The organism is Gordonia hongkongensis (genome assembly GCF_023078355.1).
GTDB classification, from domain to species: Bacteria; Actinomycetota; Actinomycetes; order Mycobacteriales; family Mycobacteriaceae; genus Gordonia; species Gordonia hongkongensis.
Genome location: NZ_CP095552.1, coordinates 114,938 through 138,035 on the forward strand (window position 1 = coordinate 114,938; position 23,098 = coordinate 138,035).

The 23,098-nt window shown below is 64.2% G+C and carries 18 protein-coding genes, 7 pseudogenes and 1 other annotated feature; of the genes and pseudogenes, 15 read left to right on the forward strand and 10 right to left on the reverse strand.

Annotated features, from left to right (window positions below):
• Nucleotides 1-25: 25 nt before the first annotated feature.
• Nucleotides 26-346: a 2Fe-2S iron-sulfur cluster-binding protein gene (locus MVF96_RS00575; RefSeq protein WP_004020621.1), complete on the reverse strand. Its 321-nt coding sequence runs from the start codon at nt 344-346 to the stop codon at nt 26-28.
• Between the two features lie 99 nt (nt 347-445).
• On the opposite strand from MVF96_RS00575, the gene MVF96_RS00580 reads away from it, so the two are divergent.
• Entirely contained in the window at nt 446-1,471 is a 1,026-nt protein-coding gene (locus MVF96_RS00580) for a helix-turn-helix domain-containing protein (protein WP_004020622.1), read from the forward strand.
• Nucleotides 1,472-1,476: 5 nt separating this feature from the next.
• Here the strand turns inward: MVF96_RS00580 and MVF96_RS00585 are convergent, their stop codons facing one another.
• Nucleotides 1,477-1,953, reverse strand: a complete 477-nt coding sequence (locus MVF96_RS00585; protein WP_004020623.1) for a PaaI family thioesterase — start codon at nt 1,951-1,953, stop codon at nt 1,477-1,479.
• Between the two features lie 108 nt (nt 1,954-2,061).
• Here MVF96_RS00585 and MVF96_RS00590 point away from each other — a divergent pair.
• Nucleotides 2,062-2,187, forward strand: a pseudogene (locus MVF96_RS00590) (TetR family transcriptional regulator); the annotation flags it as partial.
• A gap of 4 nt (nt 2,188-2,191) precedes the next feature.
• A pseudogene (locus MVF96_RS00595) lies at nt 2,192-2,434 on the forward strand (MMPL family transporter); the annotation flags it as partial.
• Nucleotides 2,435-2,501: 67 nt separating this feature from the next.
• Here MVF96_RS00595 and MVF96_RS00600 read toward each other — a convergent pair.
• The 7 genes and pseudogenes from MVF96_RS00600 to MVF96_RS24605 all read right to left on the reverse strand — a co-directional run bounded on the left by MVF96_RS00600 (nt 2,502) and on the right by MVF96_RS24605 (nt 8,965).
• Complete coding sequence (locus tag MVF96_RS00600) at nt 2,502-3,425, reverse strand: acyl-CoA dehydrogenase family protein (RefSeq protein WP_014928945.1); 924 nt, start codon at nt 3,423-3,425, stop codon at nt 2,502-2,504.
• 99 nt (nt 3,426-3,524) lie between these two features.
• A complete protein-coding gene (locus MVF96_RS00605; RefSeq protein ID WP_065632759.1) occupies nt 3,525-3,896 on the reverse strand; it encodes an integrase core domain-containing protein in 372 nt (123 codons plus the stop codon).
• Nucleotides 3,877-5,331 (reverse strand): IS30 family transposase, encoded by a 1,455-nt coding sequence (locus MVF96_RS00610; protein ID WP_078114170.1) that lies wholly within the window; start codon nt 5,329-5,331, stop codon nt 3,877-3,879. Before MVF96_RS00610 ends, MVF96_RS00605 begins: the two co-directional genes overlap by 20 nt.
• Nucleotides 5,246-5,986 carry an IS3 family transposase gene (locus MVF96_RS00615; RefSeq protein WP_014928955.1) on the reverse strand — a complete coding sequence of 247 codons (741 nt, stop codon included), beginning with the start codon at nt 5,984-5,986 and terminating at the stop codon, nt 5,246-5,248. The genes MVF96_RS00610 and MVF96_RS00615 overlap by 86 nt, the downstream gene beginning before the upstream one ends.
• Nucleotides 5,900-6,028, reverse strand: a sequence feature (AL1L pseudoknot). Its footprint overlaps the gene before it by 87 nt.
• The gene (locus MVF96_RS00620) at nt 5,989-6,306 is read right to left on the reverse strand and encodes a transposase (protein WP_004022138.1); all 318 of its coding nucleotides are present in this window, start codon (nt 6,304-6,306) and stop codon (nt 5,989-5,991) included. It overlaps the preceding feature by 40 nt.
• A 270-nt stretch (nt 6,307-6,576) precedes the next feature.
• Nucleotides 6,577-7,671 carry a type 2 periplasmic-binding domain-containing protein gene (locus MVF96_RS00625; protein WP_004022072.1) on the reverse strand — a complete coding sequence of 365 codons (1,095 nt, stop codon included), beginning with the start codon at nt 7,669-7,671 and terminating at the stop codon, nt 6,577-6,579.
• Nucleotides 7,668-8,965 (reverse strand): annotated as a pseudogene (locus MVF96_RS24605) (LLM class flavin-dependent oxidoreductase). The gene MVF96_RS00625 and the pseudogene MVF96_RS24605 overlap by 4 nt, the downstream one beginning before the upstream one ends.
• A gap of 29 nt (nt 8,966-8,994) precedes the next feature.
• Between MVF96_RS24605 and MVF96_RS00640 the strand changes: the two are divergent.
• The 7 genes and pseudogenes from MVF96_RS00640 to MVF96_RS00670 all read left to right on the forward strand — a co-directional run.
• Nucleotides 8,995-9,477 (forward strand): annotated as a pseudogene (locus MVF96_RS00640) (IS630 family transposase); the annotation flags it as partial.
• Between the two features lie 49 nt (nt 9,478-9,526).
• Nucleotides 9,527-10,500, forward strand: a pseudogene (locus MVF96_RS00645) (IS3 family transposase); the annotation flags it as partial.
• Nucleotides 10,501-10,528: 28 nt separating this feature from the next.
• Nucleotides 10,529-11,983, forward strand: coding sequence for an IS30 family transposase (locus MVF96_RS00650; protein ID WP_078114170.1), 1,455 nt, complete (start codon nt 10,529-10,531; stop codon nt 11,981-11,983).
• Between the two features lie 4 nt (nt 11,984-11,987).
• Nucleotides 11,988-12,296 (forward strand): annotated as a pseudogene (locus tag MVF96_RS00655) (integrase core domain-containing protein); the annotation flags it as partial.
• A gap of 34 nt (nt 12,297-12,330) precedes the next feature.
• Nucleotides 12,331-12,855, forward strand: a pseudogene (locus tag MVF96_RS00660) (IS630 family transposase); the annotation flags it as partial.
• Nucleotides 12,856-13,597: 742 nt separating this feature from the next.
• Nucleotides 13,598-15,037, forward strand: coding sequence for a purine-cytosine permease family protein (locus MVF96_RS00665; protein WP_058253433.1), 1,440 nt, complete (start codon nt 13,598-13,600; stop codon nt 15,035-15,037).
• A 123-nt stretch (nt 15,038-15,160) separates the two neighbouring features.
• The gene (locus MVF96_RS00670) at nt 15,161-16,120 is read left to right on the forward strand and encodes a phosphotriesterase family protein (protein ID WP_211539159.1); all 960 of its coding nucleotides are present in this window, start codon (nt 15,161-15,163) and stop codon (nt 16,118-16,120) included.
• Here MVF96_RS00670 and MVF96_RS00675 read toward each other — a convergent pair.
• Nucleotides 16,108-17,295 carry a TetR/AcrR family transcriptional regulator gene (locus MVF96_RS00675; protein ID WP_247450786.1) on the reverse strand — a complete coding sequence of 396 codons (1,188 nt, stop codon included), beginning with the start codon at nt 17,293-17,295 and terminating at the stop codon, nt 16,108-16,110. The two genes, MVF96_RS00670 and MVF96_RS00675, sit on opposite strands and share 13 nt — an antisense overlap.
• Before the next feature lie 819 nt (nt 17,296-18,114).
• On the opposite strand from MVF96_RS00675, the gene MVF96_RS00680 reads away from it, so the two are divergent.
• Genes MVF96_RS00680 through MVF96_RS00700 form a run of 5 tightly spaced genes read left to right on the forward strand, consistent with a single transcriptional unit; the run spans nt 18,115 to nt 23,052 of the window.
• Nucleotides 18,115-18,966 carry a glycosyltransferase family 2 protein gene (locus MVF96_RS00680; protein WP_247450788.1) on the forward strand — a complete coding sequence of 284 codons (852 nt, stop codon included), beginning with the start codon at nt 18,115-18,117 and terminating at the stop codon, nt 18,964-18,966.
• A gap of 3 nt (nt 18,967-18,969) precedes the next feature.
• The gene (locus tag MVF96_RS00685) at nt 18,970-20,076 is read left to right on the forward strand and encodes a glycosyltransferase family 4 protein (RefSeq protein WP_065631352.1); all 1,107 of its coding nucleotides are present in this window, start codon (nt 18,970-18,972) and stop codon (nt 20,074-20,076) included.
• Nucleotides 20,073-21,107, forward strand: a complete 1,035-nt coding sequence (locus MVF96_RS00690; protein ID WP_065631351.1) for an NAD-dependent epimerase/dehydratase family protein — start codon at nt 20,073-20,075, stop codon at nt 21,105-21,107. Before MVF96_RS00685 ends, MVF96_RS00690 begins: the two co-directional genes overlap by 4 nt.
• The gene (gene rfbF / locus MVF96_RS00695) at nt 21,104-21,871 is read left to right on the forward strand and encodes a glucose-1-phosphate cytidylyltransferase (protein ID WP_065631350.1); all 768 of its coding nucleotides are present in this window, start codon (nt 21,104-21,106) and stop codon (nt 21,869-21,871) included. The genes MVF96_RS00690 and rfbF overlap by 4 nt, the downstream gene beginning before the upstream one ends.
• The gene (locus tag MVF96_RS00700) at nt 21,868-23,052 is read left to right on the forward strand and encodes a DegT/DnrJ/EryC1/StrS family aminotransferase (protein ID WP_247450790.1); all 1,185 of its coding nucleotides are present in this window, start codon (nt 21,868-21,870) and stop codon (nt 23,050-23,052) included. Before rfbF ends, MVF96_RS00700 begins: the two co-directional genes overlap by 4 nt.
• Nucleotides 23,053-23,098 lie beyond the last annotated feature (46 nt).

Here is a 23,098-nt window from a genome sequence, read left to right on the forward strand (position 1 = left end):
TGAAAGTCGCTCTCATTCTCTCACTTCACAACTGGAACTCGGGGAGGTGAACGGTCAACCCGTCCCACTCTTCGCGCGCGGTCATCTGACACGACAGCCGCGAGTTGGCCTCACGCTCGGGGTGCATGCTCAACATGCCTTCTTCGACGTCTGTGCTGTGGCCGACGGTGTCGATCCACGCGCTGTCGACGACGACGTGGCAGGTTCCGCATGCCGCCTCACCGCCACAGTCGCCATCAATGCCCGGTATCGCCTGGTCGACCGCGGTCTGCATCAGTGACCTGCCGGGCATCACCGGCGCGGGGTAGTCCTCGCCGTCGTGGGTCACGTAGGTGATCGTGGCCATGGCCACCTCCTTGTTCCTGGGTCGTAGAGATGAGTGTGCGCGCGGCGAATGTGGTCGATCCAGGTTCGGACGTCGCGATGTCTTGTTAACTTGGCTCATATGAGCCTTGTCGAGTCGGGGATGCCGCCGCTGGCGTTCGCCCAGCTCCTCGACAGCGGCGCCTTGGGCGCGGCGGAGACCCGAGCGTTCGAACGCATCATGGCCCGCGAGGGCGTCGATCTCGCGGTCGTCATTGCGCGACAGGGCCAAGTGCCTGTCCGGTGGTTTCACGAGGTGTATCCGGCGATGGATTCCCAGCAGGGATTCCGGTTGGGCGTAGCGTTCGCCGAGCACGCTCAGCTCACCTCGTTCGGCCCCATCAGTTTGCCGCTGGTCAGTGCGGGTTCCGTCGTCGAAGTTGTTCAACTGCTTCAGTTCTTGCCCCTGATATCGACCGCGCTGAGCACCGAGTTCCAGCACGGAGATTCTGGACTGACGATCGCTCTGGCCGGGCGCACCGACAGCGCCGGCACCGATTGTTTCGCCGTCACCTACGGTGGTCTGGCTGTCCTGCGGTTGGTGGACATGCTCGCCGGTGCCGTCCCCTCCGTGGAGCTTCATCTGACATGCCAGGCGCCGGCAGACCTGATCGCCGTGGGTGAGATCGGCCATCGGATCGTTTTCAACGCGCCCGCGGCGTTCGTGCACATACCGGCTGCCGTGCTCTACGACGTGTGCCGTTTCTCCGACCCCGTGGCCTACCGGATCGGTATTGCCGAGCTTCGACGCGTCTACGAACAGCGTAGGCCCAGTTCCTACACGCAGCTGGTCCGCGCACAGTTCGATGCCGACCCTGCCCGCGCTGACGGTGCTCGTATCGCGGCGGAGCTGTCGATATCGGTGAGCACACTCAAGCGACGCCTGAACGCCGAGGGCACCACCCTGCGTCGCCTGCGGCAGCAGTTCGTCCAAGAACGGGCCACCGCGCGACTGCTGGATCCGGGCATCGGTGTCGGCGAGATAGCCGCAGAACTGGGGTACTCCGACGCCGCCAGCTTCTCTCATGCGTTCACACGGTGGGTCGGATGCTCCCCGACGCGGTTTCGCCGCGCACCGGCGAATCGGCAGGCAGCGCCGGGCATCTGAGCAGGTCAGTCCGCGCGAAGAAGATTGACGAAAAAGCTGTCTACCGTGGAGGTGTCGGCGTAGCGCGCGAAGTGCATGAGATCGACTTTCACGAACTCGCCGGTGGCGGAAAAGTAGGTCTCGCCGTCCACAGTCCCGCTCGCCCCGATGTGCAGGATGTGATCGGCGTCCTCGTCGATGCACGCCGTAAGACGTACTGGTACGTGGAGGGGTACCGGTCGGCGGTACTTGACGGTCAACGTGCGCGTGACGGCCGGGGTGCCGGCGATCCACAGCGTGAATCCCATGATGTCGTCGCACGCGGCCGAGATAGCGCCTCCGTGCGCCAAACCTGGTCCACCGGAATGCTTGGTGGTGAAAGAGTGATCGGCAAAAACGCGGTCGCCGTCGCGGTACACCTCGAGCTGCAGGCCGCTGGCATTCTCCGGCCCGCAGCCCATGCACGATGGGGAGTGTGCGGGCAGTTTGGTGGGTGCTGACATCACAGTCCTCGAATCGATGCTCGTGCCGGTAGCAGACCACTACCAACGGTATCGTTGGTAGAATGCCACATCCACGCTGGACCAACAGCGTGAGGAGACCTGGTGGCGGTGAGCATCAATGGCCTCGACGACGTCGATCCGCGGCGGGTTCGTTCCCGGAACCGTCTGCTCGACGCCACGGCGGTGTTGCTGCGCAGCGGGGGAGTGGAGGCTGTCACCGTCGAGGCGGTCACGAGCGTTCCCGCAGCTGGAGACAGTCGTGCGGCAGCAGTCGGTCGACCCGATCCCTGCGGGAGTGCCGTCGTTTCAGTCATTCGACCGGATGGGCACGGCGTTCGGGGAGAAAGGCGCCAAGACAACGGCGTTTATCGCCATGGAGAACCGTGGCGGCCTCACCCCGACGGTGCGTGCACGCTACGACGAGCTTGTCCAGGAACTTCGTGGCACCACCGCCGATGTCGCTTCCGCCCGCGACCTGGTGGGGGGATCGCCGATGTGTGTTGTCGAACTTGTCAGGATGTAAAGCCTGGGACGGGATCACGGTCGTTCTAGAAGTACTGGCCGACGTCGGCAATCTTGTAGGCCACCGGGTCATGCAGGCTGTGCGTCCGGATGTTGCGCCAGAACCGGTCCAGCCCCAAACGCGGGTGTGTCCCACGCGCCCCGATGACCTCGAAGATCCGGCTGCCTATAGACAGACCCGCCTCGGTGGCCAAGACCTTCACCCCCGACACCTGAACCATCAGCGAGGCCCGATCGGCGGGTGCCAAAGCATCACCCTTCTCCCAGATCCGCTGCACCGCGTGCGACGCATCGCGGGCCGCCGCGTCAGCGCCTTGTAGTTTAATCGCAAGCTCTCCAAAGGTCCGAACTACGTATGGATCCTGCGTGGCCTCAGAAACCCCCGCAGGGGTCCATGGCCGTGCGTGCTCCAGCGTGTATTCGCGAGCGGAGTCCAGCGCTTCGGCGGCAATTCCTATGTAGACGTGCGAGAAGATCAGTTGCACCAACGGGCCGAATAGGCTGGCGCGCCTATAGCCGAAAAAGTCGGTGATCACGCTGTTCGGAGCCCCCAACACCTCGTGCGGAAGCACTTGAACATCTTTGAAGTCCGTTGTACCGCTGTCGGTCCGCCGCATCCCCAGGGCTTTCCAGTCATTGTTGGGACGCACTCCCCCTCGGTCGGTGGGTATGACCGCTGTGATAATTCCCGACCGCTCGGGTGAGTCATCATCCTGCGCCACGCCAAACACCAGAAGCAGATCGGATCCGAGCGCCCCGCTACAGAAATGCTTGGTCCCGTTCAGCACGTAACCACCGTCGTCGCGTGGGGTTGCACGCACCTTCCAGTCGAGAATGTGACTGTTGTTCTCGCTCAACGCGTTCCCCGTCCAGGAACCCTGCGCCACGCGGCGGTAAGTGGCGTCGCGCTGCTCCGGCGAGCCGAGGAGTTCGATGAAGGCTGCACACACGAGGTGGTATCCGTAGAGGTGGCCAAGCGAGCCGTCGACCTTGGCAATCTCGCGGATTACTGCGAAGACTGAATCGCCCCGGGTTTGCTGGAGGCTCGGTTAGTTGGTTCCAGCGTTTGCGGGGACCGGGTTCTCACGGTAGCTGGTGACGGTGTGGGTCGACCAGTAGGCGCTCTCGTACTCGACGGGTGGGACGTGTCCGATCTCGCCGTGCAGGCGGCGGTGGTTGAACCATTCGACGTACTCAGCGACGGCGATCTCGACCTCGCCCACACCTGCCCAGCCGCCTCGCGGGCGCATCACGGGGTTACGGATGCATTCGGCTTTGAACAGCGAGTTGAACGCCTCAGCCATCGCGTTGTCGTATGAATCCCCTTTGGAGCCAACAGATGTCACCGCTTCGGCTTCGGCCAGTCGTTCGGTGTAGCGGATGGCTCGGTATTGGGCGCGTTCAATCGGTCGATGCAACACTGGGTTGTTGTAGCGAGTGTAGTTGTTCGCCAAAGACTTCGGCGGGAGTTTTCCATCCAAGGACTTTTCTAGGACGGTTGTTGAGGGTGTAGGCGATGGCCTCGAGGTCCTCAGCTGACCACCGCGACAGATCAGTTCCCTTAGGAAAATATTGGCGCAGAACACCATTGGTGTTCTCGTTGGATGGTCGCTGCCACGGTGAGTGCGGATCGGCGAAGAACACCTGCGTTCCGGTGTCCATCGCGAACTGGGCGTGAGCGGACAGTTCCTTGCCGCGATCCCACGTCAACGTTTTGCGCAACTGCTGCGGCAGCGCGGCGATCGACGCTGTCAGTCCTGCATTCATCGCGATGGCACCGTAGCCACCGAGTGCGGGCCCGTTCTTCACAGGCGGCTGCTCACCCCAGCCCTGCTGGCGTGGCAGATGCACCAGAAGTGTTGCACGACTACGACGTTCAACGATCGTGCCGATCGCCGATCTCCCAGTTCCGATAATCAGATCACCCTCCCAGTGCCCGGGGACGGCACGGTCCTCGGCCTCGGCAGGGCGCTGACTGAACACGACATCGGAGGTGACGTGACCCTGCGGCTTGTTGCGCGAGCGGGCCCGCGGCTCCCTCAGTGCACGTCCGGTGCGCAGGCACGCGACCAGCTCACGTTTGAGCGCGCCGCGGCCCTCGATGAACAGGGACTGGTAGATCGCCTCGTGACTGATACGCATGGATTCATCATCGGGGAAGTCGACCTTCAAACGCTGGGAGATCTGCTCTGGACTCCACGCCAGCGACCACCGCCGGTTGGCCCGGTGCGGTTTGTTAAGCCCCTTCCATGGCGGTGGCGTGGGGCCCGCAGCGATCGTGCCATCGGGACGGCGGACAACGCCGGCCAGGCGGTCCTGTACGTACTCCCGCAACTCGACGTGGGCCACGAGCTTCGCTGTTTTCGGGCGCTTGGCGGCCTGCTGGGCTTTCCACTGCGCCACCAACGCCCGATACTCGAGCTTCCCGCTCCTGGTTGCGGCGTTGCGCCGTAGCTCACGCGAGATCGTGGCCGGACTCCGCCCGATCCACCGTGCGATCTCACGCACCCCACGATCCTGGGCGCGTAGCAGCGCGATCTCTTCCCGTTCGGCGAAGGATAGATAGCGGCCCGAAGGCTCATCCAGACTCAGCGGCCTCATGCCGCCAGCGTGGCGGAACCAGCGTGTACCCACCGGCACCGACACACCGACAGCGATCGATGCCTGTGCCGTGCTCACCCCCGTCGCGACCACCCGCCAAAACTCACGTTGCACCTGCCGCGACGGCTCCGGCCGCCCCGGCGATCGCATCGCCGGCCGAAGTGCACGATCAGCACGCCACTGCCGACGAACACCTACCGCCACATCGCTGGTCCTCCGACTCCAGTCCGCCGTAGCCACCGCAAACACCTCCATGATCATGGTGTTGCGACGACCAGTTGAATCCGCCTTGCACTCCGCGGTCGGAGTGGTGGATCAGCCCGGCCACGTCGTGGCCGGCACGCGACCGTGCCCACAATCCCATGTTCAGGGCGTCGAGGGCGAGGTCGGTGTGCATGGTGGTCGAGACCTGCCAGCCGACGACCATCCGCGAGAACACGTCCAGGACGAACGCCGCGTACACCCAGCCCGAGTGGGTGCGGATGTAGGTCAGGTCCGCCACCCACAACGCGTTCGGTGCCGCCGCGGTGAACTGACGGTTGACCCGGTCAGCCGGCCGGGGTGTTTCAGCTCCCTCGCTGCGCGTGGTCTTGCGTGTCTTGAGTCTCGCTATCCCTTGCAGCCCATCGGCTTTCATCAATCGCTCGACGGTGCAGCGGGCAGCACTATGGCCCTGTCTGCGCAATTGGGCATGCACCTTGCGGGCACCGTAGACGCCGAGGTTGTCGGCATGCACCGCGCGGACCTGGGTAAGGAGCTCCCGGTCACGCACCACACGAGGCGCCTCGGTCTTCTGGGGGCTCAGGTGGGCTCGTACCGTGGACGGAGCGATCTGGGCGGACGTATCGCGCAATGCCGCACAGATCGGATCGACTCCGTGTTCATCGCGGTGAGCCGCGACGAACTCCACGATCAGCGCTGTGGGCGGTCGATCTCCGCCGCAAAGAAAGCCGAAGCCTGCTTCAAGATCGTGTTCGCTCGCCGCAGTTCACGGTTCTCCCGCTCCAACGCCGCGATGCGGTCAGCGTCCTCACTCGTGGTGCCCGGGCGGACCCCGCCGTCGATCTCGGCCTGACGAACCCAATTGCGCAACGCCTCGGGATGGACTCCGAGCTGATCGGCGATCCGCTTGATCGCACCTCTCGACGAATCGGGATCTCGTCGCGCTTCACATGCCATCCGGGTGGCCCGGTCCTTGAGTTCCTCACTGTACTTGCGTGGTGCTGCCATGCTCTCCATCCTTCACAGGTTCGAGAGCCTCCGACAGACCCGGGGCGGTTCAGACCGTCGGCCAATCTGCGCCCCAACCACCGTGCTCCTCGGGTACCGCGAGCGCCAGCAGACCACTTAGGCGTAAGTCCTCTTTCTCACGGGTGGCTGGCCCCCCATCGCGATCCCGTTCGACGATTCCCTCCCGCCAGCTTGCAGCAAGGTCTCGAGCCACCGCGAGAGGATCGCCCGCCCGCCGGTCGGTGGCCGCCGCCGTGTCGTCGGTGACTGTCATTCGTATTCTCCAATCGCTGATGTGCCGGCCGCGCATGTACGCAGGCTCGTCTGCAGAAATTCCGGGGCCGACCAATCAGTCAGGTCGATCGCCTTATCCACCAGATCGTGGTCGACCAGGTACCGCTGTGTCGCAGCAAGGACAGTGAGCGCATCGTGGTCGAGGGTGGGTACTAAGTTGTCGGTGAAGTGCTCGCCGAAACCGCGTGTCACCGCAGTCTCGCTAACACCGAGGTTGCGGGCATGAATCGCGACTGTCTCGGTCAGATGATCGCGCGCCCAGGAGCCTGCCCGGACCACCGTATCCACCAGATGCTGCACGAGTGACGGGTTCTTATCGACGAGTTGCGCGCTGATTGTCCAAACGCTGGCGTAGTGGCTTGTCCTGTCCAAGCTCAGGTCACGCAGCGGTCTAACACCGGTGAGGTCTTCGAACTCCGCGGACCACGGAAGCCAGCTGAATAGCGCATCGACCGTCCCCCCGGCAAAGACTTGTGCCTGATGGGCCCCGACGGCGGGAAAGAGGTCCGAACCGTTCACTGATGCCGATGCGCTGAGTCGGTCCTGCGGTAAGTCGACTCCCGCCGTCTCAATGGGTACGAGCTCGATATCGTTTACTGTTACGCCGGAGTGACGAAGGGTGTGCTGCAGGGCTCGCGCCTCCCAAGTGCCCAGTGCGACGAGAGTCTGGCGCCACGGGTCGAGCTGTCGGTAGTCACCAAGGTCGCCGCGCAGGATCCGGATTGCCGATGCGGATACGCCGACACGATGCCCCGCCAGTTGCTCCGGTGCGGTCAGGGTGGGGTCGGCCGCGTAAAAGCCCAGCTTTCCCTCGAACAGGGTGACGCCCAGGAGGCGTGTGCGACCCGGTGCACGCAGGCCCTCACTCACCAACGGCGGGATCTCTCCGCCGAATCGGGTGTAAGCGGGATGATCGTAGGTGAAGTGCAAGGAGCCCAGCGGCCCTCCCAGCACGTCCAGATTGATGCCAGCCTCGGCGAGCAACTGCGACTCGCGGCCAACCAGCAGGGCGTTGGGAACAGGGCAGTTGCTGTACGCGAGGGTGTGGACCGCTGAGCTGGTGTCGGTCACAGCGCCGCCGCCCCGCTTGGCAGTTCCAGGCCGAGGTGGTCGCGCAGCGTTGATCCCTCATACTCGTCGCGGAATACCCCACGTTCTTGCAACAGCGGCACCACCTGGTCGACAAAGTCCTCGTAAACGCCGGGCAGATAGGCGGCGGAGATGATGAACCCATCAGCCGCTCTCGCATCGAAGTACTCGACCAGTCTGTCGGCGATCTGGGTGGGCGTTCCTCCCCACTGCGGGACAAAACCCACGTTCGTGCCATAACGCTTTCCAAGGTCGGCCAGTGTCAGATCCTCGCCGTCGCTCGCAACCGTGGAGAACATGTGGAGCATGGTGGGGATGTGCGCGTCCCCCAAGCTCGCGACGATGTCGGAGTACTTCGCGTCTAGGGGGAAGGCGGACAAGTCGATTCCACTATGACTCGACAACGTCGACAGACCGACCTCGGGGTGGACGAGACCGTTGATGTATTCGAGGCGATCGCGTGCGATCGCCTCGGTCTCCCCAAGTATGGGCATGACAGCTGTGAAAACCTTCGTGGCGTCGGGGTTGCGACCCGCGGCACTCACTTGCCCCTTGATGTCCTGGTACGTGCGCTGCATCATCTCCAGCGTCGGCGAGATGCTGAACACGGCGTCGGCCCACTGGCCCGCGAAACGTCTACCGCGAGGCGACAATCCGGCCTGGAGGAGTACTGGCTCGCGCTGACTTGAAGGGGGATTTGCAGGGGGCCGCGCACGTCGAACCAGTCACCACGGTGATCGACGTAATGAACTTTCTTAGGATCAGCGAACCGGCCGCAGATCTTGTCCAACAGCAGCGCATCATCGTCCCACGAGTTCCACAGCTTACGTACGACCTCGACGAACTCGTCCGCGCGGTCGTAACGGGTGTCGTGTTCAAGATGAGCATCGATTCCGAAGTTCTTTGCCTCTGAATCGTTCAGCGATGTCACGATGTTCCACGACACCCGCCCGTCGGACAGGTTATCCAGCGTTGCCAGGATACGGGCGACGTGAAACGGCGGGTAATACGTGGTGGAGATGGTGGCTCCAAGTCCCAACCGGTCGGTCACGGCGGCCATCGTCGCCACCACCGTGGCGGGCTCGAGTGCGATCGCGCCCTGGCCGCCCAGTCCGACGCCTGTTTGCAGATCATGGCCGTAGCTGTCCTCGACTGCGAGAGCATCCGGAAGGAAAAGAAGATCAAACTTTCCGCGTTCAAGGGTCTGAGCGATCTTCTTATAGTATGCACCGGAAAGAAAATCGTTAGTTGCTGCGGATCTAGTGTCCTGAGTCATTAATTTCCGTTCGGTTGTTAGGCTAGGGAATGGCAACCCGGGGTCCGCGAGCAGTGGATATTGTTCTGACTGATGACGAGCGCCGTGAGCTCGAAGGGTGGGCGCGTCGGCGAACGACGGCCTCGGGTTTGGCGATGCGCTCACGAATCGTTCTCGCCGCCGCTGATGGCGGTTCGAATACTGAAGTGGCACAACGACTCGGCCTCAATCGCAGTACCGTGCGGCGCTGGCGAGGCCGGTTCGTCGAGCACCGCTGCGAGGGGTTGCTCGACGAACCCCGGCCTGGGCGACCTCGCACCGTCGACGACGAGCAGATCAAAAACTTGATCACCGCGACTCTCGAGACCACTCCGAAGAATGCGACACACTGGTCGACGCGGGCGATGGCCGAGCATCTCGACATGTCACAGTCAACCGTGTCGCGTGTGTGGCGGGCGTTCGGATTGGCTCCGCACAAACAGGATTCGTGGAAGCTGTCGAGAGATCCCTTGTTCACCGAGAAGGTCCGTGAATCACCCCTGGTTTGATGCCGCTTCCTTCTGAGTCAGGAAGGATGAGCACATGCCTAAGAAGATCGATCCGGAGGTCCGTTCGAGGGCCTTGCGTTTGCTGGAGGCGCACGGCGGCGAGTACACGTCGTTGACTGCCGCGGCAGAGGCGATCGCCAAGCAGGTCGGTGTCGGTGGGGAGACGGTACGTCGGTGGGCCGTGCAGGCCCAGGTCGATGCCGGCGCCCGGTCGGGGACCACGTCGAAGGAGTCCGCTGAGATCAAGCGACTCAAGGCGGAGAACAAGCAATTGCGAGAGGACGTTGCCATTTTGAAAGCGGCGACGACTTTCTTCGCGGGGGAACTCGACCGCCGCAACCGATGATCGTGGCGTTCATAGATCAGATGCGCGCCAACGGTTTTGCGGTCGAGTCGATCTGTCGGGTCTTGCGTGAGCAGGGCTGCATGATTGCCGCACGAACCTACCGGGCATCGCGAACACGCACGCCTGCCGCTCGGACCGTCTCCGATGCCCACGTCGTCGATGCGGTGCGCACCGTGGTCTGGCGCACCGATGACGACGGCCGGCGGAAGATGACTCCGGAGGGCCTCTACGGGCGGGTGAAGATGCGCGCCCATCTGCATCGGACAACACTGCCCGGGGTGTCCTATGGCGCCGTTGATCGAGCGATGAAAGTGCTAGGCCACAACGGGATTCGAAGGTCCAAGGGAGTCCGTACGACCGTGCGGTCCGCTGATGGTGTACGTGCGGAGGATCTGGTGAATCGACAGTTCAGTGCCGTCGAGCCGAACCGGGTGTGGGTGACCGATTTCACCTACTGCCGGACGTGGGCGGGGTGGGTGTACGTGGTGTTCATCATCGACGTGTTCTCACGTCGGATCGTGGCGTGGCACGCCTCGACGTCGAAGACGGTGGAGCTGGTGACGGTCCCGCTTCGGATGGCGCTGTGGCAGCGGAAACGAGAGGGTCATCCGGTGAAAGCTGCTGAGCTGATTCATCATTCGGATGCTGGAAGTCAGGGCGGATTCAACTGGTCGTCGCAACACCATGATCATGGAGGTGTTTGCGGTGGCTACGGCGGACTGGAGTCGGAGGACCAGCGATGTGGCGGTAGGTGTTCGTCGGCAGTGGCGTGCTGATCGTGCACTTCGGCCGGCGATGCGATCGCCGGGGCGGCCGGAGCCGTCGCGGCAGGTGCAACGTGAGTTTTGGCGGGTGGTCGCGACGGGGGTGAGCACGGCACAGGCATCGATCGCTGTCGGTGTGTCGGTGCCGGTGGGTACACGCTGGTTCCGCCACGCTGGCGGCATGAGGCCGCTGAGTCTGGATGAGCCTTCGGGCCGCTATCTATCCTTCGCCGAACGGGAAGAGATCGCGCTGCTACGCGCCCAGGATCGTGGGGTGCGTGAGATCGCACGGTGGATCGGGCGGAGTCCGGCCACGATCTCGCGTGAGCTACGGCGCAACGCCGCAACCAGGAGCGGGAAGCTCGAGTATCGGGCGTTGGTGGCGCAGTGGAAAGCCCAGCAGGCCGCCAAGCGCCCGAAAACAGCGAAGCTCGTGGCCCACGTCGAGTTGCGGGAGTACGTACAGGACCGCCTGGCCGGCGTTGTCCGCCGTCCCGATGGCACGATCGCTGCGGGCCCCACGCCACCGCCATGGAAGGGGCTTAACAAACCGCACCGGGCCAACCGGCGGTGGTCGCTGGCGTGGAGTCCAGAGCAGATCTCCCAGCGTTTGAAGGTCGACTTCCCCGATGATGAATCCATGCGTATCAGTCACGAGGCGATCTACCAGTCCCTGTTCATCGAGGGCCGCGGCGCGCTCAAACGTGAGCTGGTCGCGTGCCTGCGCACCGGACGTGCACTGAGGGAGCCGCGGGCCCGCTCGCGCAACAAGCCGCAGGGTCACGTCACCTCCGATGTCGTGTTCAGTCAGCGCCCTGCCGAGGCCGAGGACCGTGCCGTCCCCGGGCACTGGGAGGGTGATCTGATTATCGGAACTGGGAGATCGGCGATCGGCACGATCGTTGAACGTCGTAGTCGTGCAACACTTCTGGTGCATCTGCCACGCCAGCAGGGCTGGGGTGAGCAGCCGCCTGTGAAGAACGGGCCCGCACTCGGTGGCTACGGTGCCATCGCGATGAATGCAGGACTGACAGCGTCGATCGCCGCGCTGCCGCAGCAGTTGCGCAAAACGTTGACGTGGGATCGCGGCAAGGAACTGTCCGCTCACGCCCAGTTCGCGATGGACACCGGAACGCAGGTGTTCTTCGCCGATCCGCACTCACCGTGGCAGCGACCATCCAACGAGAACACCAATGGTGTTCTGCGCCAATATTTTCCTAAGGGAACTGATCTGTCGCGGTGGTCAGCTGAGGACCTCGAGGCCATCGCCTACACCCTCAACAACCGTCCTAGAAAAGTCCTTGGATGGAAAACTCCCGCCGAAGTCTTTGGCGAACAACTACACTCGCTACAACAACCCAGTGTTGCATCGACCGATTGAACGCGCCCAGTACACATCGGTTACACTGACTGAGCGGCTGCGGCTCGAAGACATCGCCGCGTCGATCGGGTCGGTCGGAGACGCCTACGACAACGCTCTGGCCGAGTCGGTGAACGGGCTGTACAAGACCGAGTGCATCCGGACCACGATCTTCCACTCCGGCCCGTACCGGACGATCTCCGACGTCGAGTTCGCGACCGCTGGTTGGGTCGACTGGTACAACAACAGCAGGCTGCACTCGAGTATCGGCCAGATTCCCCCGACCGAGTTCGAAACGCTCCACTACGCTGGCCTCGGCCCCGAGGACCAGCCCACACTGGAGGCGGCACAAAACCCTAGGGTGATTCACCCAGCCGATCTTTCCCATGCTCCCGGGCACCCCGCAACGGGCCAGCCACGACTATGTGCGCAACGGCACCTCCAGTCTGTACGCGGCGTTGGACATCGCGTCGGGAAAAGTGATCGGTTCGCTTCACTCACGGCATCGGGCAACAGAATTCATCGGGTTTGTCCGCAAGATCGACGCCGAGGTGCCCGACGAGCTCGACGTCCACCTGGTCATGGACAACGCCTCTACCCACAAGACGCCCGCGGTCAAACGATGGCTGACCTCGCACCCACGATTCGTTGTCCACTTCACCCCGACGAGCTCATCCTGGATGAACCTCGTCGAACGCTGGTTCGCCGAACTGACCACCAAGAAGCTCCAACGCTCCACCCACCGCACCGTGAGAGCGCTCAACGCCGACATCAGAGCATGGATCGAGACCTGGAACGACAACCCCCGCCCCTACGTGTGGGTCAAGACCGCTGACCAGATCCTCGACTCCATCGCCCACTACTGCACACGAATTAATGACTCAGAACACTAGCGGGAATTATGTCATAACGTAGGTTATCGGCGAATCTTGGAGAAAATCAGGTCATTTCGTCATCAATGACGAAACTGTGGAGCAATCACGAACCGTTCGGCCGTCGAGGCGTTCTCCAAGCTGATCCTGCGGAACGAGTACACCCTCTCCGACGTCGAGAAGGTCATCGCCGGGGACACCGATGCCGTCGACGTGCCACCCGACTAGACCCCGTCCAGCGGTGGGCCGCGACCTCTCACGGTCGCGGCCCAGCGCCCCGGCCCCGCTCACACCCGCCACCTCGAGGAACCATCGTGACCATCACCGCCGAACTTTTCCCCCGCTGCGCCCTGCCCGGCTGCGCGATCCCCACCGACACCCAGGGCCACCCCTGCAGACAATGCCGCCGTGACCTCGGAACCCTCGTGCGCCACAACCCCGGCGGCCGCCGACGCCCAAACCGGCCGCGACCACGACGTCGCCCTGGCCTACCGGGCTTAAGAACAGCTACGCATCGCCGACGCCGCCGAACAACGCATCGCCCTCCAGATCGGTCAGCGCGAGAAGCCCGGACAGTCCAGTTGGCTGTGCGAGAAACGCCGAAGGTGTGACATTCTGTCCGTTCCGTACCCGAGGAGTGCGAACGTTCTGTAGGTATCGCGCGACGGGCGGTGCGACCACCATGGATGCACTGCGCATCGTCGCGCGCCATGCCCGAACGCACCCCGCCCAATCGGGGGCCGACACTTCCTGGACGGACTCCATGACCGCACTCGACGCCGCGACCCCGTCGGCACCCGGACCGGGCCATTCGGGCCCGCAGGCCGAGGCCGAACTCGAACTGATCCCCGAGTCCGCGAAGACCCATGACGTGCGCGGACAGTTCTGGATCTGGGCCGGTGCGAACATCGCGCCGATCAACTGGGTGCTGGGTGCACTCGGCGTCACGATGGGCCTCGGGCTGTGGGAGACGGTGGCGGTCCTCGTCGTCGGCAATGCCATCGGCATGACCATCTTCGGCGTCTTCGTCGTCATCGGTCAGCGCACCGGGGTCACCGGAATGGTGCTGTCGCGAGCCGTCTTCGGACGCCGCGGCGCCTACGTTCCCGCCGCCGTCCAGGCCCTGGTCTGCATGGGCTGGTGCGCGGTCAACACCTGGATCGTTCTCGACTTGGTGATGGCGCTGCTCGGCGAGATGGGACTCGTCGACCCGGACCTCGACAACAACGCCGCACGGATCGTCGTGGCCGCGGTCATCATGGGGATGCAGGTGACGATCGCGTGGTTCGGGTACCGGGTGATCTCCGCGTTCGAACGATGGACGGTGCCTCCGACGGTCGCGATCCTGCTCGTCATGACCGTCGTCGCGTGGGTCGGCCTCGACGTCGACTGGGGACAGACGACCGCTCCGGAGCTCACGGGATCGGCCCACATCGGCGCGATCACGGCGGTGATGACCGCGATCGGCATCGGCTGGGGTCTGACGTGGATCGGTTACGCCGGCGACTACTCGCGCTTCGTGTCCCGGGACGTCCCGTCGCGCAGGCTGTTTCTCGCCAGTGCACTCGGGCAGTTCATCCCGGTCGTCTGGCTCGGAGTGCTGGGTGCGTCCCTGGCGACATTGAGCGACTCCGCCGACCCGGGTGAGATCATCGTCGACGCCTACGGCGTTCTCGCACTGCCGGTTCTGTTGCTGGTGATCCACGGACCGCTCGCGACCAACATCCTCAACATCTACACGTGCACGGTGTCGACGCAGGCGCTCGACATCCGCGTCGACCGGCGCGTGCTGAACCTGATCATCGGCGTCGTGGCGATGGCGGTCGTCGTCTACTTCGTGCTCAATAGCGACTTCGCGACCACCATCGACTTCTGGCTGGTGTCGATCGTCGGCTGGTTGAGCCCTTGGGGCAGCGTTGTTCTCGTGCACTGGTTCCTGATCGCGCGGCAACAGATCGACGCCGAGAGTCTGTTCGCCACACCGGCGGACAGCGTCCTGCCGATGGTCCGGCCGACCGCCCTCGTCGCACTCGCTCTCGGTGTCACCGCGACCTGGATGTTCATGTACGGGATGCTGCCGGCACTGCAGGGGCCGGTTGCGGTCGCACTGGGCGGGATCGACCTGTCGTGGCTCGCCGGGGCAGTCGTTGCCGGCACCTCCTACTGGACCATGGAGAAACTCACCGCGCCACGCGCTGCCTGAAGCCCGTCCCGCCAGAGCCGTGGCGGTCGGCGGCGACGACGGGCGAAAGCCGCCTGCCGCATCAGGTCGTCGACTAGGGTTCGGCGCAGTGGAGGCAACGCGGCCTCCTGGTGAGGAGGTTCCATGGCCACCGTCCACACCGCGACCGGCCCGATCGATTCCGCTGACCTCGGGAACGTGTTGGTGCACGAGCATGTGTTCGTCGTCGGCGAGGAGTTCCGGCAGAACTATCAGGACGATTGGGACGAGGACGAGAAGGTCGCCGAAGCTGTCCGCGACCTGACCGAACTGAAGGAACTCGGGATCGACACGATCCTCGACCCGACGGTTCTCGGTCTCGGCCGGTACATCCCACGCATCCAGCGGATTGCCGAACAGATAGACCTCAACATCGTCGTCGCGACCGGGTTGTACACCTACAACGACATCCCGTTCCAATTCCACTACGCGGGACCGGGAATGCTCTTCGACGTCCCGGAGCCGCTGGTCACCCTGTTCACGAAGGACCTGACCGAGGGGATCGCGGACACCGGTGTGCGAGCGGCCTTCCTGAAGTGCGCCATCGAATCACAAGGATTGACACCGGGAGTTGAGCGCGTGATGCGCGCGGTGGGACAGACGAGCGCCCAGACGGGGGCGCCCATCACCGTCCACACCGATCCGCACAGTCAGTCGGGTCTGGTCGCCCAGCGGGTCCTCGCCGAGGAGGGAGCCGACCTGACGAAGGTGGTCATCGGCCACTCCGGTGACAGCGTCGACCTCGACTACCTGATGAAGCTCGCCGACGCCGGTTCCATCCTCGGCATGGATCGTTTCGGGCTCGACCTCCTCCTGCCATTCGACGAGCGCGTGAACACGGTCGCCGAACTCTGCAAGCGCGGCTACGCCGACCGTATGGCCCTCGCGCACGACGCCGCCTGTTTCATCGACTGGTTCGACCACGAGGCCAAGAAGCAGGCACTCCCGAAGTGGAACTACCGGCACATCAGTGAAGAGGTGTTGCCGTCGCTGCGGGAACGCGGGGTGAGCGAGGCCGACATCACGACCATGCTCGTCGACGTGCCGCGCCGCTACTTCGAGTAGGGCCGCGATGCACGGACCACTTGGCTTCGCGGAATGTCCGCGAGCCGGCGCGGACTCAGGCCCTGGGTACCGGGACCGCCACAGAGTTCGACCGGGCTCAGGATGGCGGATGCCAGCGCGCGGAACTCGCCTTCGATGCCCGGCCGCGAGCGGAGCTCTGGCGACGAGATGACCTGGTAGACGAATCCGGCAAGTGCCTGCGTGAGCGCGTTGGCATCGGCGTGCGCCAGGGTCGGTGAACGGGCCAGGATCGCGGCAGTCCACTCAGCGGTGTAGTCCGACGCGGTCCGGCGAAGTGAGACCTGGTCTGCTTCCGGCAGATACACGATGTCCTGGAGGGCGATGACCAACACTCGACCGTTCGGGCCGAGCGAGTAGTCGAGGAACACACCTACGAGGACGTCCAGCGCTTCAACCGCCGAGGACTCCGCCAGTGCGTCGACGGATATCCAGTGCAGATTCTCGAGACCTCGACGCATGATGGTCATCAGGATGTCGGTCTTTCCCGCGTACTCCTGGTAGACCGTCGCCGGCGACACATCCGCTTCGGCGGCGATCTCGTGGATTCGGACGTTGGGAAATCCGCGCGCGAAGAACATCCGGGTCGCGGCGGCGAGTATCCGATCACGCCGCGCAGCGGGCCGTCGGCTGGATCCATCGGCGAACCGCGCGCGGGACTGTGCCCCGCGGGGAAGCGGACAGCTCAGGATCGAGTCCACGACCGCCCGCTGGATCTGCGTGAGCCGCCGTGGGGTGAGCGAACCCCGCATCGCGGCGGTGCTCGAGAACACGCTGACCGCCGCGGTCGCGAGGAGTTTCGCGGTCTGGGCGTCGATGCCGGCCTCGGTGGCGTCGAACTTCGACGCCAATGCGTCGATCAGCATGCGGTGGTGCCCGTCCATGTCGTCGAGATCGGATCGGTCGAGATGCCGTCGCTCGCGGGTCCACAGTGTCGAGACGTCGCCGTGCGCCGCCCTGGTCGCAAGCAGGTCGAAGAACACGCCGAGCTGTTCGGCCGGCGATTCGCTGCGCTCCTCGGCTTGGGTCAGGAGTGCGCGTACCCCCTCCACCTGCGTCGCCAGCGCTTTCGCGAGAATGTCCTGCTTGGACGGAAAATACCGGTACACCGCCGGCCCGGTCAGTCCGACGGCGGCGCCGATCTCCTCGACGCTCACATTCCGGTAGCCGGCGTCCTGAAAGAGCGAGGTCGCTTCCGCGATGAGCTGCTCGACCCGCGGTTCCGGGGGTCGCCCCGGCCTCTCGTCTCGAGGCGCGGGAGCCGGCGCCGACCGTGACGGGGACGGAGGTGTGGGTGAGTTCATCGCGCGCCGGCAGCCTTTCCTGCTCGAGGTCTGACGACCTCGGGGTCACTTTCCATTCGTTGGAGCCCGCCGGGTGGATCCCAACAGTGCCGCGAATCACACTCGCGATTCTGAGATCGAAACCGAACGACTCTTGACCACGCGGCGTAGGCGTGTGTTTCCGGCTCGGGGCCGCAGACCGCGGTCGTCGGACGACGCTTCGAACCCAGCTGTGAATCGCAGGTCGACGACGCAGCGCGTGTAACGGCGACTCACTGAATCCGCCGACCGCGTGTGGAGGCCGGCCGCTGTGCTGGGGTTTCATCCCGTCTTCGCGGCCGGAAGGCAGTGCGTTACCGCGTGTATCGGCCATTAACCCGGGACGTGTGCTCCGCGGCTGGAGGATGCCTGTCCGTACCGTCAGGTACATAGGCCAGGCACGAGTTCGGTTGCGCTGCGGCGCGTTCCGAGTTCGGAATCCGTTCACTTTGCGAAGCTCCACAGGTGCGCTGTACGCCTCCCCATCTCGCCAATCCTCTGCTAGTGTGCGAATCGGGTCGTCGGGGAGGACGGCCCTGTCTCTCTACTTCAGAACGCGCACTCGCTCGACTCGTTCAGTCGATGCTTCCGGGGGGAAGTCTCGTACACACACGTGTGGTTGGACCGTGCGCGGGAATGGACACAGTGATCGAAATGACCGGCCAGAACAACGGGACCGCAACTGTTGCGGCGCAACCAACAGATGCCCAGCATCGACTCAGCAATGGATCATTCGTTGGGTACCGAGATCTCGGCCCGACGACATCCACGGTGAGCCTCATCATTCCGGTCCGCAATGAAGCACGGAACATCGGTTGGGTGTTGGAACAGATCCCCAAGCGGATCGACGAGATCATCCTCATCGACGGAAACTCCACCGACGCAACACTCATCACCGCGCGGAGTTACCGCCCCGACATCAAGATCGTGCAACAGAGCGGACCCGGCAAGGGCAGTGCGTTGCGTACCGGTTTCGCCGCCGCGACGTCCGACATGATCGTCATGATGGACGCCGATGGCAGTATGGCTCCGCAGGAGATCACGCATTTCCTGCACTTCCTCGAGAACGGTTACGACTTCGTCAAGGGGTCGAGGTTCATGGGCGGGGGCGGGTCACTCGACATCACCCGGTTCCGGCGGTTGGGCAACTACGGGTTGCTCGCGTTCTTCAACAGCTTGTACCGAACCGAGCTGACCGATCTGTGTTACGGCTTCTGCGCTTTCCATCGGCGATACCTGGATCTTCTGGATCTGCAGGCGACCGGCTTCGAGATCGAGGCCGAGATGACTGTACGCGCGGTGCAGGCCGGCCTGCGGATCGCCGAGGTTCCGAGCCTGGAAATGCCGCGTCGCACAGGTAATTCCAATCTCAACGCGATCTCCGACGGCCGACGGGTGCTGCGCACCGTGTGGCAGGCGCGAGGTGGCAGGCGGCCGGCGACGATACGTCCTGATGACAATCATCGAGGCGCCGCCCAGGTCTCCTCGGGTCACCCGGCCGGCTGAGCCGTGACCTCCGTCAAGGTCGACGACGCCGGTGAGCGGCGTGGTCGGATCGTGGTGATGACGGATCGGATGAGTCCCGGCGGGGTGAGTCATTTCATCCTGCAGGTCGCGACCCACTTCGCGGGCGAGGGACATCAGGTCGACGTGCTGTCGCTGGCGGCCGGTGAATGGGACCATCGGCTCGCCGATGCCGGCATCCGACGGCTTCGTCTCACGGACTCCGCAGCACTCCGCGCACTGCGATCCGCCGACGTGATCCATTGTCAGCAACGATTTCTCGGACTGATCGCCGCTGCGCTCGGGCGTGGTTCCCGCACAGTCGAACACGTACACAACGTGCTCACCGACCATCGCGGCCTGTCGTATCGCACGCAGCGGATCGTCGCGGTGTCGGGCGCCGTCCGGGCGTCACTACTCGCGAACTTCCCGCACGTGACTGCTGAGCGGGTCTCGGTCGTGCACAACGGAGTACGGAAGCTGGGCGCCACCATTGCGGCCTATGAAGACAGGCCATACGACCTCGTGAACGTCGCGCGGTTCGACGAGCAGAAGGACCCGCTGCTGTTCCTCGAACTGGTGAAGGAGCTCTCGGAACGGCGGGAGAGTCTTCGTTGCCTGTGGATCTCTCCCGGTACGGGACCGCTACAGGACGACTTCCTCCGAAGACGCCAGGAACTGCTCCTCGAGGACGTGGTCCAGATCAGCGTCGGGGACACCCACGCGCACACACGCGCACAGGTTGCCCGGTCCCGGATGTTCCTGCTCACATCGCGGTGGGAGGGCCTACCGCTGTCGGCGCTGGAGGCGCTGGCCAGCGGCACGCCGGTGGCGACAACCCCGTGCGGCGAGATCGCACACATCGTGAACGAGAGGTCGTGCGGTGTCGCCATCGACCCGCAGGCAGACGACCGTGCCGACCGGATCAACGACGTGCTGACCAATCGGACGTCATGGAATCGGCTCGCGCACAGAGCTTTCGCCGTAGCGGATGACTTCAGCGAAGTCCGCATGACGGAACAGATCAGACACATCTACGCCGGGATCGCCCCGGTATTCAGCAAGGTGCCCAGTCGGCACCTCGACAGCCAACGAACAGGAGGACGGGGATGAGGGTTCTCGTCACCGGACATCTCGGATACATCGGAGCCGAGTTGGTCCCCATGCTCGTCGACGCCGGACACGACGTCGTCGGGCTCGACACCGATTACTATCGGGACCGCGACTTCCGCACGGAACCGCTGCGCGTACCCACGCTCGACATGGACATCCGTGACGTCGAGCAGCGTCATCTGGCGGGGTTCGACGCCGTCGTACACCTGGCGGCACTGTCCAATGATCCGGTCAGCGAGCTGAACCCGGAGCTCACCTACGACATCAATCTCGATGCCAGCGTGGGCATCGCCCGAGCCGCGAAGGCGGCCGGCGTTGCCCGCTTCGTCTTCTCGTCGTCGTGCAGCCTCTACGGGGCGGGCGCGGAGGGTGCGCTCACCGAGGATGCCGAGATGGAGGCCGTCACTCCGTACGGCGAATCCAAAGTCCGCGCCGAACAAGCGATCAGCGAGCTGGCCGACGACGCCTTCTGCCCCACCTTTCTCCGGAACGCCACCGCGTACGGGATCTCCCGTCGCCTCCGCACGGATGTCGTGGTGAACAACCTCGTCGGGCATGCGGTCACGTCCGGAAAGGTGCTGTTGATGAGCAATGGCGCCGCCTGGCGACCGCTCGTCCATGTCCGCGACATCTCGCACGCGATCGTCACGGTCCTGCAGGCGCCACCGGCGACCGTGCACAACGAGGTGTTCAACGTCGGTCGCAACAGCGACAACCATCAGATCCGGGATGTCGCGAAGATGGTCGCCGACATCGTGCCCGAGTGCGAGGTGGCCTTCGCCGACGACGTCGTCGTCGACATCCGGAACTACGTCGTCGACTTCACCAAGATCGAGACGTCGCTACCGGGCTATGCGCCGCAGTGGACCCTGGCCACCGGCATCGCGGAGATCCACGCCGCCTACGTCGACGCGGGCCTGAGCGCGGACCGGTTCAACGGAAACGACTTCGTCCGGCTGCGAGTCCTGCGCGAGCTCCTCGACGCCGACGTGCTCGACGCCGATCTGCGATGGACGGGTGATCGGTCATGAAAGCGGTGATCCTCGCAGGAGGCAGAGGCACCCGGATCAGTGAGGAGTCCGTCGACCGGCCGAAACCCATGGTCGAGATCGGCGGACGCCCGATCATCTGGCACATCATGCAGATCTACGCGGCCGCCGGCGTCACGGATTTCGTTGTGCTGCTGGGCTACAAGGGCTACATGATCAAAGAGTTCTTCGCCAACTACTTCCTGCACGCCAGCGATGTCACCGTGGATCTGGGCACCGGCGCGATCGAGAACCACTCGTCGAACGGTGTGCCGTGGCGCGTCACCCTCCTCGACACCGGTCTGGACACGATGACCGGCGGCCGCCTCCTGCGCGCTCGCGAACACATCGGCAACGAGACCTTCTCGTTCACCTACGGTGACGGTGTCGCCGACATCGACATCCGAAAGGTGTTGGCGCACCACGAGATGTCGGGCAGCATCGCGACGGTGACGGCCGTGCAACCACCCGGGCGGTTCGGCACGCTCGACGTCTCTTCGCCGCAGACCAGATTCGTCGAGAAGCCGGAAGGCAGCAGCGGCTGGATCAACGGCGGGTTCTTCGTCTCGTCGCCGAAGATCCTCGACTACATCGCCGGCGACGCCACCCTGCTGGAGAAGGAGCCGCTGGAGACCCTGTCCGCTGAGGGGCAGCTGTCGGCATACCAGCACGACGGATTCTGGCGCGGGATGGACACCATCTGGGACAAGGTCTTCCTCAATGATCTCTGGGATCGCGGAGAGGCGCCGTGGAGGTGCTGGTCATGACGACCTCGATGGATCGAGCCACCTCGACGGTGCCCGTCTACCGCCCCTACCTGGGCGAGGATGTCCAGCAGGCTGCAGTCGATGCCCTCGCGGCCGGATGGCTGGGCATGGGTGCACTCAGCAAGCAGTTCGAGGAGGAGGTCGGAACCTACCTCGGCGCATCCGAAAGAACTGTCGTGTCGACGAATTCGTGTACCGAAGCGCTTCATCTGGCGGCCCGGCTGATCGGACTCGGCCCGTCCGATGAAGTGATCTGCCCGTCGTTCACCTACGTCGCGGGTCATCAGGCGTTGACACGAACCGGGGCTGAGGTCGTCTTCTGTGACGTCGAACCGCGGTACCTCAACATCGACCCGCAGCGTGTGCGCGAGCTGATCACGCCTCGCACCAAGGCGATTCTGGTGGTCGACTATCTCGGCTTCCCGTGCGATCTCGACGAGCTCATGGCCATCGCGCGCGAGCACGGGTTGCGGGTGATCGAGGACGCCGCCCACGCCTTCGGCAGCGTCCGGGCTGGACGCCGCGTCGGATCACACGGTGACATCACATGTTTCAGCTTCGGACCGGTGAAAATGATCACGACGCTCGAGGGTGGGGCGATCGTCACCTCCGATCCCGCTGATCTGCAGGTGCTTCGGGAACTTCGGCATCTCGGCATCGACTCCGACACCGACGCGCGATATCGGAACCAGCGCAACTGGGACTTCGACGTCGTCCGGCAGGGCTACCGGTGCCACCTGGGCTCGGTGCCCGCCGCGATCGGACTGTCGCAATTGGCCAGGGTCGACGAGTTCATCGCCAATCGCCAACGCTACTGTCGGTTCTACGATTCGGCATTCTCCGACATCCCCGAGCTCGAGCTATTCGACACGGACTGGTCTGACGTAGCTCCGTACATCTATGTGATCAGGACCGGCGGTCGCGCCGAACGCGCCCAGTTGGTCGAACACCTCAAGTCCGCAGGAGTCGCCACCGGAATTCACTTCCAGGGTGCGCATGAGTTCAGTTACTACCGGAACAGCCGACGCGGTGACCTGTCCGTGACCCAGGCCGCTGCCGACCGTGTTCTGACCCTTCCGCTGCACTCGTACATGAGCGAAGCGGATCTCGACCGGGTCGTCTCCGCGGTGACATCCTTCTACCGTCCCGCCATCGGTTCGGGGCGGGCCACGGACGGATAGACGTGGTTCACCGACTCGAGGTCGCGATCGCGAGGGCGCTACCGAG